Annotated in this window: 7 protein-coding genes and 1 pseudogene; 5 read left to right on the forward strand and 3 right to left on the reverse strand. The window is 52.3% G+C overall.

Features of this window, described 5'->3' with window-relative positions; all coding sequences use genetic code 11:
- Positions 1-50 precede the first annotated feature (50 nt).
- The 5 genes and pseudogenes from rapA (at position 51) to Q0P86_RS16825 (ending at position 9,251) form a co-directional block, all read left to right on the forward strand.
- Positions 51-3,035 (forward strand): RNA polymerase-associated protein RapA, encoded by a 2,985-nt coding sequence (gene rapA, locus Q0P86_RS00405; RefSeq protein WP_295036637.1) that lies wholly within the window; start codon positions 51-53, stop codon positions 3,033-3,035.
- A gap of 141 nt (positions 3,036-3,176) precedes the next feature.
- Positions 3,177-4,316, forward strand: coding sequence for a glutamate 5-kinase (gene proB, locus Q0P86_RS00410; RefSeq protein WP_295036639.1), 1,140 nt, complete (start codon positions 3,177-3,179; stop codon positions 4,314-4,316).
- 191 nt (positions 4,317-4,507) lie between these two features.
- Positions 4,508-6,892, forward strand: coding sequence for an HD domain-containing phosphohydrolase (locus Q0P86_RS00415; protein WP_295036641.1), 2,385 nt, complete (start codon positions 4,508-4,510; stop codon positions 6,890-6,892).
- Positions 6,893-7,005: 113 nt separating this feature from the next.
- Positions 7,006-8,181, forward strand: coding sequence for an iron-containing alcohol dehydrogenase (locus Q0P86_RS00420; RefSeq protein WP_295036643.1), 1,176 nt, complete (start codon positions 7,006-7,008; stop codon positions 8,179-8,181).
- A 53-nt stretch (positions 8,182-8,234) separates the two neighbouring features.
- Positions 8,235-9,251: pseudogene (locus Q0P86_RS16825) on the forward strand (NAD-dependent epimerase/dehydratase family protein).
- A 25-nt stretch (positions 9,252-9,276) separates the two neighbouring features.
- Here the strand turns inward: Q0P86_RS16825 and Q0P86_RS00435 are convergent.
- The 3 genes from Q0P86_RS00435 to Q0P86_RS00445 form a co-directional block, all read right to left on the reverse strand.
- On the reverse strand, positions 9,277-11,712 hold the full coding sequence (locus Q0P86_RS00435; RefSeq protein ID WP_295036650.1) for an ABC transporter: 2,436 nt from the start codon (positions 11,710-11,712) through the stop codon (positions 9,277-9,279).
- Positions 11,712-12,293 carry a hypothetical protein gene (locus Q0P86_RS00440; RefSeq protein ID WP_290993680.1) on the reverse strand — a complete coding sequence of 194 codons (582 nt, stop codon included), beginning with the start codon at positions 12,291-12,293 and terminating at the stop codon, positions 11,712-11,714. Before Q0P86_RS00440 ends, Q0P86_RS00435 begins: the two co-directional genes overlap by 1 nt.
- Positions 12,294-12,396: 103 nt before the next feature.
- Entirely contained in the window at positions 12,397-13,386 is a 990-nt protein-coding gene (locus Q0P86_RS00445; protein ID WP_290993677.1) for a YihY/virulence factor BrkB family protein, read from the reverse strand.
- Positions 13,387-13,482 lie beyond the last annotated feature (96 nt).

Below are 13,482 nucleotides of genomic sequence, written 5' to 3' on the forward strand. Positions count from 1 at the left end.
CTGCCAACTAAGATCTATCAACTAATAAAAAAAAACTACATTTTGGAGGTATGATGAATTTCAAGATTGGCCAACGCTATGTAAGTCAATCGGAACCTACACTCGGGCTTGGTATTGTCACCGAGGTGCAAGACCGTATTGTTAAGATTTCTTTCCCTGCTGTCCGTGATGTCCGTTGCTACCGTTCTATGGGGGCTCCTGTAGATCGTTTTGAACTTTCGGTAGGCGATACGGCAAAAAGCGAAAAGGGACTGTCTTTTACGGTAGAATCTGTCAAGGATGTCGACGGCCTGCTTGTCTATACGGGCCGTGGCGGTAGGCAGATGAAAGAATCGGAATTGAGCGGCAAAATTTCGATTGCCCGTCCCGAAGATTTGTTCCGTGCACTCCGTGAAAACCGCATTTCGAATAGTGCGCAGTTTGCCCGTCGCGAAAGCGCCATGGAACTTTCTTGCAAGTGGATTTCGTCGTCGGTACGTGGCATGATCGGTCCGCGCACTTCCATGATTCCGCACCAGTATTATTTGTGTAGCCGAGCCTGCGATAGCTCGACCCTCCCGCGCTTGATGCTTTCGGACGAAGTGGGCCTCGGTAAGACTATCGAAGCTGGTATGATTTGGCATGCGCTCAAGTCCCGCGGTCGCTTGACCCGCACCTTGATTATTGTGCCTGAAACCTTGAAGCACCAGTGGCTCATCGAAATGAAGCGTCGTTTCAACCATCTCTTTACGCTGGTGGACGAAGGCTATATTAAGGGTCTATTCGTGAACGACGACGATGACCGCCCGAATCCGTTCACGATTGCAAACGATCTTATTTGTTCCATTGATTTTCTGATCAAACAGCCGGCGCTTATCGAGGACCTGCTCAAGACGAACTGGGACATGGTGATTATCGACGAAGCGCACCACCTGGTTTGCGAAGATGGCTTTACGAGCCACGAGTATCTGCTTGCCAATGCGGTGGTTCAGCGTTCCAAGGGTGTACTCCTGTTGACGGGTACGCCGCTGCAGTTCCAGCCGGAATCGCAGTTCAACCGGCTCAAGATGCTTGACCCGGTACGCTTCAGCGATTACAACAGCTTTATCAAGGACCAGGATGCTTACCGCAAGTTGGTCAACGAGCTTTCCAAGCTGCCGACCGATCCGGGCGAACAGATGAGTTGGGACGACCTGAACGAATGCGTGCCCAAGAAGTCGATGATCCGTCCTTGGCTTGAACAGGAAAGTGCGAAGAGCATGCCTGCTGACGAATGGATTCGCCGCATTGTAGATGCCGTGGGTACGGGCTCGGTGGTGTTCCGCAATACGCGTAAGGGCGTGGGCGGATTCCCGAAGCGCGTACTCGACGAAATTCCGCTGGAACCGAACCAGAACTACCGCGATATGGTGAACGTGGCTGCCGAAAACGATCTCGACATGTCCACCGACATTCAAGAAAACGGCCTTCTCTGCACGAGCTATTCCGATGCCTGGGCACTCGATGAACGCTATGTGTGGCTCAAGGGATTCTTGAAGGAACATGCGAACGACAAGGTGCTCCTGATTTGCGAATCGATTCAGGTGGTGCAGGCTCTTGAAACGCTCCTGACGGAATTCATGGGCGAAGGCGCCTTCTCGATGTTCCACGAGAATATGACGATTATGGCCCGCGACAAGGCTGCAGCGAATTTCAGCCGTGAAAACGGCGCGAACCTGCTGATTGCCTCCGAAATCGGTTCCGAAGGCCGCAACTTCCAGTTTGCCCATCACCTGGTCCTGTTTGACTTGCCTTTGGATGCCTCGTTGGTGGAACAGCGTATTGGCCGTCTTGACCGTATCGGCCAGACCGAAAACATTATCATCCACGTGCCTTATGTAAAGGGCTCCGGCCAGGAAGTCATGTTCCGCTGGTACCACAACGGCTTGAACGCCTTCGGCACTCCGATGATGAGCGGTGGCGAACTCTTCCTCAAGTATACGGACGAACTGATTGCCGCCCTTGCCGATCCTAAGGACCTTCTCCAGAACTTTGTCGATACCGTAATCCCTAAGGTCAAGAAGGATTGCGATACCATGCGTAAGAATATCGAGAAGGGGCGTGACCGTCTGTTGGAATTCAATTCTCGCAATCCGGCGAAGGCGAAGGAAATCACCGACGAAATTTTGAAGATCGATGCGGACCAGAATTTGCAGACGCTCGTGTTCTCGTCGCTGATGGACCGCGGCCTTGAAATCGAAAAGAGTAAGATTAAGGGCTGCTATGTAATTAGCATGGGAACGCAGGTTGAAGCGGGTTCTGTGCCGGGAATGCCTAAATCGGTGGGAATGGCCGGAACCGGTGGTGGCGGCCGCATCACGCAGTCAGTCGGAAACTTCGAAGAAAGTTCGGGAGGCGGCGACGAGGATTCTCGTTTCTGCGATACGTCTTGCCTGACTGTGACCTTTGACCGCAACGTCGCGATGATTCACGACGAAGTAGATTTCGTAAGCTTGGAACATCCGCTGTCGCAGGGCATCATCGACTTCGAGACGACGCTCGACAATGGTGCTGTTTCCTGCAATGTCTGGCCGAATTCCGGAATGCGCGGACTCATGATGCAGTATAACTTTGCTGTCGATTTCTCCATTGCCGAAGAATGGGGCGTTTCCGATATCGCAGGGCCTCGCTACCTGAGCGTGCTCGTGAACCCGATGGGCGAGGATATGTCCGCGAAACTCGATGATTTAAAGAACGCCTGTTTCAAGGATGTTCCTGTTCCGCAGGGCAATGCCGCCGTAAATATGACACTCAAGTATTTCGGTAAAGACGGCCTCGCGATTGCTCGCCGCATTGTTTCTGCAAAGGCGAAGGAATATGCCGAAGAGGCTGCCGCTGCGGTAGAGGCCCGCGCCGAGCAGGAATACCAGCGTATGAACCATTTGCTCAGCATGCGTGGCAAGGCGGGCAACAACGCCCAGCTACAACAGCTTCGCAAGAACGCCCTGGAATGGAAAAAGGTCATTTCGAACCCGCAACTCCGCCTAGACGCGATTAGATTGCTTGTTTGCAGGTAGTTTTGAATGAAAAAGGAATGGTGTCATCCTGAGCGGAGCAACGAAGTTGCGAAGTCTCTTTGATCACTTAGCGCTTTAGCGCTTATGTGAGCATGCTCCCCCTTGCGGGGAGAAGGATCTAAAGCATTTTTGAATAAGATTATGAGTGAATTAAGAAAGAATATTCTCGATGAATCCCGCCGCATTGTCGTAAAGATCGGCTCGCGTATTTTGGTCGACTCCGAAAAGGGCGGCGTTCGCACCCGTTACATCCAGAAACTTGCAGACTCGGTCGCTCGCCTGATGGAAGCGGGCAAGGAAGTCGTTGTGGTGACGAGTGGTGCCGTGGGCACTGGCATGAGCCAGCTCGGTTACAAGGAAAAGCCGACCGTGCTTGCCGAAAAGCAGGCTTGCGCTGCCGTGGGTCAGATTGACTTGATGTATGCCTACCGTGAAATGTTCCGCTGGATGCAGCTTTCCGTGGGACAGATCCTTTTGTCTGCCGAAGATTTCCGCGACCGCAACCGCTACAAGAATTTGCAGAACACCATCAAGGCGATGCTTGCCCGCAAGATTGTCCCGATTATCAACGAGAATGACTCGCTCGCCGTTGCCGAAATCAAGGTGGGTGATAACGACAAGCTTTCAAGCGATGTTGCGCTCTTCCTTGATGCCGACCTGCTTTTGATTTTCACGGACGAAGATGGTCTCTTCGATGACAATCCGAAGAAGAACCCGAACGCCCGCCTGCTCCGCTTTGTGCCCGAAATTACGCCTGCTGTGCTCGCCCTTGCGGGTAAGCCCGGCGAAACGGGTTCTGCCGTGAGTACCGGCGGTATGCGCAGCAAGCTCGAAGCTATCCGCAACGTGACCAAGAGCGGCTGCAACGCCTTCCTCGCGAGTGGAATGAAGGTGCTGCCGCATCAGGTGATTTTTGAAAACGCCGAAGGCACGCTCTTTGTTGGCTCCAAGAAAAAACTCAACAGCCGCCAGCGCTGGCTCAGCTTCATTACGACTCCGCGCGGGGCCGTGGTGGTGGACGAAGGCGGCGTGAAGGCTCTGCGCGAAAAGCACTCGAGCCTGCTTCCCGTGGGCGTGTGCGCCGTCAAGAAGCATTTCGACAAGGGCGACCTGATTGAAGTCTTGAGCGGGACCGGCGAGCCGGTGGCACGCGGTGTCGCGAAGTTCGATAGCGAAACCTTGAAGCTTGTGCTCCACAAGAAGACCGCCCAGATTCATGAACTCTTGGGCAAGGATGTCGCCGACGAACTCATCCACAAGAATGATTTAGTTGTTTTTTAATAGACAGTCCTGATTTCCCTTTGTTAAGGTCTCTGGTATGCTCGGGGACCTTTTTTAAAATATTCCAAATTGGAGCAAGAAAAAACTGTTTTTTTTGTAATAATATTAACGCGTTTTGTGCTTTTTGGATAAATTGCAAAGTATATTTTGCATGACAGTTTTGAGTCGACCCTGTGTATTGGGAAAAATGTATGAAAAACAGAATATTCGCCTTTAAAGACATGATGCAGTTCGAAGGAGAACTGTCCCTGTTCAGCAAATGGTATAAAGAACATGAATCGCCGACGATGTATTTCCAAATCCATTCGGTTATTCTGGAACCGGAAAAGCTAAAACCGGTTTGGGACTGTTTGGAAAACTTTTTCCCGGACGTGCCATGGGTTGGCAATTCTACGAGTGGCAATATCGTGGACTGCGAGGTTGCCACGGAGATTTCTGTGTCGGCTGTTATTTTCGAAAAGCCGACGAGCAAATTCATTGTCCGCCAGTATGATTATAGTCGCGAATCTGTGGGTGGTATTGCCCAGAATATAGTCGGGGAAACCAAGGAAAATCCCTGGATCAAGGCTGTCGAAATTTACCATTGCATTTCCCCGTTCTCGACAACGGCTCTTTGCGAAGGTCTCGATGGCTTGGCATCTGATATTCAGGTGTTTGGAGGCATCGTCTGTTCTCCCGACATTACAAGCCCGAATTCCTGTGTATTCTCGTCGGAAGAAGGCTATACGAAGTCGGGTCTTTTGGTATTGTTCTATGGCGGCCCTGATTTTCATGTCGATTCCCGTAAAATTAGCGGGTGGAAACCGATTGGCCGCAATTTCCATGTGACCCGTTCTGAAGGCAACATTCTTTATGAATTGGGAGGAATTCCTGCTTACGGGGTCTATAACAAGTATCTGAATATCAAGAATGACCAGAATTTCTTCTACAATGCACTTGAGTTTCCGATGCTGTATGAGCATAACGGGGTCTCCATCGTACGTGCTCCAGGCTCCAGTAATCCCGATGGTTCGCTCACGATGTCTTCCGATATCGATGAAGGCTCCATTATCAGGCTTTCGTATGGTGAACCGGGATTGATTGTAGACCGCATCAGGGAAGAAAGTGAAAAATGCGGTGAATTCGGCCCCCAGGTGCAGCACATTTTCTCGTGTGCGGCGCGAAAGGCGTTCTGGTCGCATCGTGAGCCGACTTACGAAATTACGCCGTTCAAGGGTTTGGCTTCGAGTACGGGATTTTTCTCGCATGGGGAATTCCTACGCGAAAAGGGGCATTTGAACCAACACAACATTACGCTTGTAATTGCCTCGATGCGAGAAGATCCTGCGGTAGGGAAAAACCGTGAAAGGGCTGACGATATCCGAGCCGAAATGACGACTAGGCTTCCGCTCGCGGCCCGTATGGCGACTTTCATTCGTGAAACTTCATTTGAGCTTGAGCAAATTAACAGTAAGCTCCGCGTGATGAACGATCACCTGCAAGATGTCGCGACGACGGATTCTCTGACGGGACTCGAAAATAGGCTTGCATTTGACGAATTGCTAAAAAACATTGCCCAGGAAGACTCCGATGCCGGAAACTGGACGATGGTTCTGATGGATGTGAACGGCCTCAAGTACGCCAATGATACCTTTGGACATCAGGCTGGCGACATCTTGATTGTCGCTGCAGGAAAGTCTATCAAGAAGGCTTATGGGCTTCATGGGAACTGCTTTAGAATCGGCGGCGATGAATTTGCCGTAGTGACGAAGGCGCCTTTGGATTCCCTGTTCTTGCTGTACACCAATTTGCAAAAGAGTATTGAGGAATACAACAAGGAGGCTCTTTATCATTTGTCGATCGCTGTTGGCGAAAGTAGGCTTCGCAGCGATTCGGGCATCCGCAAGTCCATTAGTGACTGGAAGATGGAAGCGGACCTGAACATGTATCGCGACAAGGTGCGTTACCATAGGCCGACCGAAATTAGCGAAAATCAGAACTTGAAAGATTTGATAACCTGCCTTATTTCGGTGGAAGAAGCGAAAGACTCTTATACGGCGTACCATTCCGAACGCGTCAAGGCGTATACGGAATTGCTCGCGCGTTTGTTGGGACTTTCCGAGGCATCGGTGTCATTGATTACGCATGCAGCTCATTTGCATGATATCGGCAAGATGGGTATCAGCGACAATGTGCTTGGTAAACCGGGAAGGCTGACTGATGAAGAATTTGCGATTATCAAGCAACACCCGGTAATTGGTGCAAAAATTTTGATGCAGTCGAACTATACGCACGAACTGGTGCAGATTGTGTTGCATCACCATGAACGTTTCGATGGTCGTGGATATCCCGAAGGCCTTAAGGGTGAAGAAATCCCGATCGGTGCCCGTATCATTGCCGTTGCGGATTCGATTGACGCCATGACGAGTAAGCGTGTTTACCGTGATGCGATGTCGCTCGAGTATTGTCGCAAGGAAATCGAGAAAAATCTGGGAATCATGTATGATTCGGCTATTGGCAAGGTGGCGCTGGACCATTGGAATGAAATTGTCGATATGCTGATGAAAATGCAGACAGGACGTCCGAAAGTCATATAAATTGGCTTTCTTTGCGGCCGTTTTCATCCGTGAACAAAAATAATCTTGGAATCCCGCTTTCGGGCGGGACTTTTGAGTATTATTATGATAGATTGTTTTAAAAAGGATGGAATATGGATAATTTCAACTTCTACAGCCCCACAGAATTCGTATTCGGCATGAACCGCGAAAATGAATGCGGTGAACTCGTCAAGAAGTATGGCGGCACCAAGGTGCTGATTCATTACGGTGGGGGTTCTGCCGTGCGTTCGGGACTTATTGACCGCTTGAAGGCGAGTCTCGATGCGGCAGGTGTCCCGCATGTGGAATTGGGCGGTGTGAAGCCGAATCCGCACGATTCGCTCGTGTACAAGGGCATTGAGATTGTCCGCCAGAACGGTATTGACTTTATCCTTGCGGTGGGTGGCGGCTCCACGATTGATAGCTCCAAGGCCATTGCCATGGGTGTTCCTTATAAGGGTGATTTCTGGGATTTTTACGAGGGCAAGGCCTCGGCGACATCTGCGCTCCCGATTGGCGTGGTGCAGACCATTGCGGCGGCCGGTTCCGAGGGCAGCGGTGATTCCGTGGTGACCAAGGAAGAGGGTATGCTCAAGCGGGGGGCCAGTAGCGAACATATCCGCCCGAAGTTTGCTGTGCAGAATCCTGCTTTGCTTTGCTCGTTGCCTGCCTACCAGACGGCCTGCGGCATTACCGACATCATGGCCCACGTCTTTGAACGCTATTTCACGAATACGTTGGAAGTTGAAATCACTGACCGCCTGTGCGAAGCGGTGCTCCTCACGATGGTGAAGGAAGGCCCCCGCGCCATTGCCGACCCCGCCAACTACCAGGTGCGTGCGAACATCATGTGGGCGGGGACGGTAGCCCACAACGGTGTTGTGGGCTGCGGGCGCAGTCAGGACTGGAACAGCCACGCCATCGAACATGAACTTTCGGCGCTTTACGACTGCGCCCATGGCGCGGGCCTAGCAGTCATCATGCCTGCCTGGATGGAATACGTCGTCGACCACAACGTAATGCGTTTTGCGCAGATGGCGACGCGCGTGTTCGGCTGCGAGATGAATTTTGATAACCCGAAGTCCACCGCCCTCGAAGGCATCAAGGCATTCCGTCGCTTCCTGCATTCCATCGGCATGCCGATTAACTTCGCTGAACTCGGCGCGAAGGAAGAAGACATCCCGAAGATGGTGGAAAAACTGAACCCGGGCGACGGCTGGGGATTTGTCCCGCTCAAGGCAAAGGACGTCACCGAAATCTACAAGATCGCGGCCCACGCGACGGTGTAAGAAATGTGTAGTGTGAAGTTCGGCCCTAACCACTAATCACCAACCACTTCTTTATGATTGCTCTCTTTATCGGCGGTACGGGAACTATCAGCATGGCCATCACGCGCCTTGCAGCATCCCAGGGCTGGAAACTATACCTGCTCAATCGCGGGAACCGTCCCGCAGAAGACATCCCTGCTGGTGTCGAAATCATTAACGCCGACATCTACAATGAGTCGGATGTTGCCGAAAAAATCAAGGGCATGCAGTTCGACGTGGTCTGCGACTTTATCGTATTCCACTCGAGTGCACTTGAACGCGATTACCGCCTATTCAAGGGCAAGACCAAGCAGTTCATGTACATCAGTTCCGCGAGCGCCTACCAGAAGCCGCTTTCGGACTACCGCATTACCGAGGGCACGCCTCTCGCGAACTCCTATTGGGAATACTCCCGCAACAAGATTGCGGGGGAGGAATTCTTGATGAAGATGTACCGCGAGGAAGGCTTCCCGATTACCATCGTTCGCCCGAGCCATACCTACGACGAACGCCACATCCCGCTGGGTGTTCACGGCAAGAACGGCAGCTGGTAGGTGGCAAAGCGCATGCTCGAGGGCAAGCCCGTGATTGTTCACGGCGATGGCACGAGCCTCTGGACCATGACTTTCAACACCGACTTTGCCCGGGGTTTTGTGGGCTTGATGGGGAACGTTCACGCCATCGGCGAAACATTCCAGATTACAAGTGACGAAACGCTCACCTGGAATCAGATTTACAAGGCGGTTGCCGATGCTCTCGGTGTCGAACTCAAGCCTTACTACGTGTCTTCGAAATTCCTTGCCGATGTGAGCGACTACGATTTGCTGGGGAGCCTCATCGGCGACAAGGCGAATTCCGTGGTGTTCGACAATTCCAAACTCAAGCGTGTCGTGCCGAATTTTCGCGCCGAAGTCCGTTTTGACCAAGGAATCCGCCATACCATTGATTATGTGCTTGCCCATCCTGAGTTCCAGAAAGAAGATCCCGAATTCGACGCCTGGTGCGACAAGGTGATTGCGACGCTGGAAAAAGCGAAAGCTGCTTTGCGCTAATTTCCTCGGCGCTTGATTGCAGAATTTATCGGCTCAGTTCCACCACATAATCGGCGGCGTTGACGAAGTCCTGCGCATGTTCGATGGCGATGACGGTGTGGCCCGCTTCGGTGAGGCCGCGGATTAAGTCAAGCAGATGCTGGATGTCCTTTTGATGGAGCCCGCGGGCGGGTTCGTCGAAAAGGAATAGCGTATTCGGAGCCTTCGCGCGGGCAAGCGCGATGGAAAGGCGCAGGCGGGCGCGTTCGCCGCCGGAAAGGTGCGACGTGGTTTGCCCGAGTTTCAGGTAGTCGAGACCCGTATCCACGAGGGGCTTTAACTTGTCCGCAAAAGGCTTCATGTTGATGAACAGCTTGTAGGCTTCGCCGATTTCCAAATCCAGAATGTCGGCGATGGAAAGCGACTTGAAGCGGACTTCGAGAATTTCGTCCTTGAATCGCCTGCCAAGGCATACGGGACATTCGGATTCTTCGTAGCCCGCGGGGTCGAGGATGACGCCTTCGCCCTTGCAGTTTTCGCAGCGGCCCCCGGGGGCGTGCGTCGCGAACTTGCTGGCGGTGTAGCCGCGGACCTTGCTTTCGGGAAGTTTCGCGAAAAGGTCGCGGAGAATCGTGTTCAGGTTGATGGCTGAGGCGACGGTGCTGCGGCGGTTCCCGTGGAAATCGCCTGTCGAAAGTATGGAAAGTGCCTGGACGCCGAGGCTTTCGAATTCGCCCTTGGAGGCACGCGGGGCTAAGTTCCTGAAGAAAATCGTGGACTTGCCGCTACCGCTCTGGCCTGTGATGACGCTGAACTTTTGCACCGGAAAATTGGCCGTGACTGGTTTCATGTCAAACATCGCGAAGTTCTCGATATCGATGGCCGCGGCGTTTTTCTTTGGAACCTTCGGCTTTCTCTCGTCTCTCGTCCCTTCGACAGGCTCAGGGCGGGCTTTTAGTCTCTCGTCTAAACCTTTAATCCAATTCCCCGTGGGTGATGCCGGATTCCCGAGTACTTCTTTCGCGGTTCCCTGCAAGAGAATTTCTCCTCCCTTTTCGCCGGCACCAGGTCCCATTTCAATAATCCAGTCCGCCTTCTTGATGAGGGCTGGGTTATGGTCGATGAGTACGAGCGTGTTTCCGCGGGACTGAACCTTCTTGAGGACTTTCCAGAGAGCTTCCACATCGCTCTGGTGGAGTCCGCTGGCAGGTTCGTCGAGAACAATCAAGAGGTTGTTCAGGTGACCGGTGCTGAGGCTCGAAAGCCGAAGTCTCTGGACTTCGCCACCCGACAGGGTGGCGCCTGCACGCCCTGCCGTGAGGTAACCGATATCCAAATCGACAATCGCCTGGATGCGGTCAATCAATGTGCGGAATGCGGGCTGCTGCTTTGCCGTCAGTCGGTTGTCGAACAGGGCGTGCAGCCGGCTTTCGAGTTCCGCGAAAGGCGCGCTTAAAATGTCTTGCCACGTGGTACGGATTTTGCGCGGCTTATCTTTGCTATCTTCGCTGCTTTTGTTTTCGCGGTCATCTTCACTTGAAATGCTTTCAATCGCCGCATTCAAAAAATTCGGCTTGAGTCGAAGGCCCTTGCAATCGGGGCAATCTTCGCTGTTGTCGCCGTTTTCGATGATTCCTGTGCCGCCACATTTTTCGCAAACGCTCGTGCGGCTATAAGGCGACAAGTCCTCGGCGGCGAGCGGCCTGGAAAGTTGCGCTCCATGTTCAGGGCAGCGCGGCACCGTGCTGAAAAGCTTGCGACTCCCGTTGATGTCTAGAATCAATTCGCCGTGGGTGAGTTTCAAGACTCCGTCGACCGCCTCGGCAATACGGGTGCGCGTGTTCTCGCGGACAATCACTCGGTCTACGACGATAAAGAATTCTTGCGGTACGATTTTGCGCTCGGCCGCAGTCAGGTCGGCTAGTGAATAGCTTACGCCGTCGGCTATGGCGCGTGTAAAGCCCTGCGCCAGGAATACCGCCGACAGCTTATCGAGAGTCGCGTGCTTATCAGCTTCAATCCGTGCAAAAAATTGCAACTTGCTCCCTTGCGGAAGGCTCGCAATTTCGCGAATTATGTCTTCGCGGCTCATGCTTTCCATAGGCTTTCCGCAAATAGGGCAGGCGGGCTTCGCATAAGCCGCAAACAACGCGCGTAATGTAAAATCGCATTCCGAGATGCTGAGCGCATAAGCCTTCGCAGGCGTTTCTCCGTGACTCGGGCCTACGGCTAGGCTTGCGGGCAAACCTTCGGCGCTATCCAGCGGAATTATGCGGCGACCGCCGAGCAATTCTGCGGCAAACGGCGAAAGTGTCTCTAAATAGCGACGCTTGGACTCTCCGTGCAGGGTATCAAGTACAAGCGTCGACTTCCCGCAGCCCGAAGGTCCGCACACCACAGAAATCTTGCCCAGCGGGAACTGGGCGTCGATATTTTTCAGGTTATGCAGCCTGCATCCGCGTATACTGATGAAGTTGGGCATTACTCCCTAATCGTAAATCTCAGTTCGCCAAACGGAGTGCAGAAGTCGAGGTTCTCGAGGCCGTTGGTCTCAATGCCATTGAACATGCGGTAGCCACCACCGATAGACACTTCGAGCATCCTGGTTACGCGATAGTTGAAATGTACGGCCATGTCGGCGGTAAAGAAGTAGTCTTCAGATTCGAAAGCTTCGTCATCCGGTTCCATCACGTACAGGGCTCCGCCGCCGACTTCAATCGGCACGGAAATAGCGAAGTCGCCGAGTCTGAGCGGGAAAAGTTCCACGAACCCGCCGAACGACATGTACTTGATCATCTGTTTTTCGGCGACATTGTAGTTGCGGACATCGCTCAGGAGTCTTGAAACCCAAACGCCGGTAGAAATCTGCGGCAAGATGTCGAGACCGATTCTGATGTTTGCGAAAATGGCGCCGTCGTCGGCCACGAGCACGTTACCGCCACTCACGCCGATGAAAGCCTTCAGGCCGTCGTTCGACTTTTCTTCGGGGGTGAATTTTACGCTCTGCAGTTCAGCGTTTGCAAAAGCCACCAGTGCCATAAGGAACAACAGAAGTTTTTTCATAAGCAAAGTCCTTTTTGTACAATGTATAAAAATAATCAGCAAATGGCTTTTGGTCAGATTGCCGCGTCGCGTCGCTTTTTAATTCCGAATTCTGAACTCCGAACTAGAGCCTGTCTTTGGTCATGTTCAGTCCTTCAGTGGGGGATCCTTCCCAGTTCCAGATGCGGTCCCTGGATTCTGGCCAGGTACAAATGGTCCAGACAATGGAATTCCCACAAAGAACGATGGTCCAGATACCGAAAACAAGGAACAGGATAAGGGGGATAAACGCGAGAGAACCGTAGAAAATGGACATCCTGGTGACGAGTGTTGCCTGGATGAGCATTAGGATTCTCACGTAAATTATGATGCTGAACCATGCCAGGAAGGAAATTCCGATGGAGGAAAGGAGCAGCTTTTTCTTGGTGTAATTCTTGGGGTCTGGTCGCGCCGGCAGTGCGTAAAGCGTGAGGAAGATGATTAAGATAATCGCCCCGTGAAACGTCACGTACCAGAAGGCGTCTATCAACGTATGAAGTACGGCCGGGTCAAAATGCAGGCCGTCTACGACGATGACCGAAAGGACATTTTGCACGTGATTTACGAAGCCGGCGTATAGGCCGATGATACCGGCAAAAATAAGCAACAGTGGGGTGTAGATACGGATTTGCTTGTGCAACGGGCGAGAAACCTTGTTTTCCCACACCACGTTAAAATTTGATTCTAGGCTACCGAAGGCGAGAATGAAGGTTACGAAAAGGCCCATGGCGCCGATGAATCCGAGCTTGCCGATGGGGACATGCTCTGCATTCTTCACGATGGCGATGATAGGGTCGATAGGCCAGTCTAGATTCAGAATGTTCAGGAGGTGGGGGAGGTAGTCCGAGACAAAATTGCCGAATCCGACCGCAATGGTAATCGAGGTCAGGAGAATGAGCAGAGGGACCACCGCCAGGAATGTTGTGTAGGTGAGTGCAGCTGCACGGGTCAGGCCGTGGAAGTACAGGAAGGATTTTCCTGCAATAATCGCGATTTTTACGGGAGTGACGGAACGCGCGGCTATCGCGTCGAACATCTTTTCCCAGGAAAAATTCGTGAACCATTCTGGCATCATTGGCCGCAAATCTAGAAAAAAATGGGACTTTTATTGATTGATGTCTACAGTTTGCTCGTTTTTATCCTAAAATGTGGACTTTTTATTTTTGTTACG

Source organism: uncultured Fibrobacter sp., assembly GCF_946062555.1.
Classification (GTDB): domain Bacteria; phylum Fibrobacterota; class Fibrobacteria; order Fibrobacterales; family Fibrobacteraceae; genus Fibrobacter.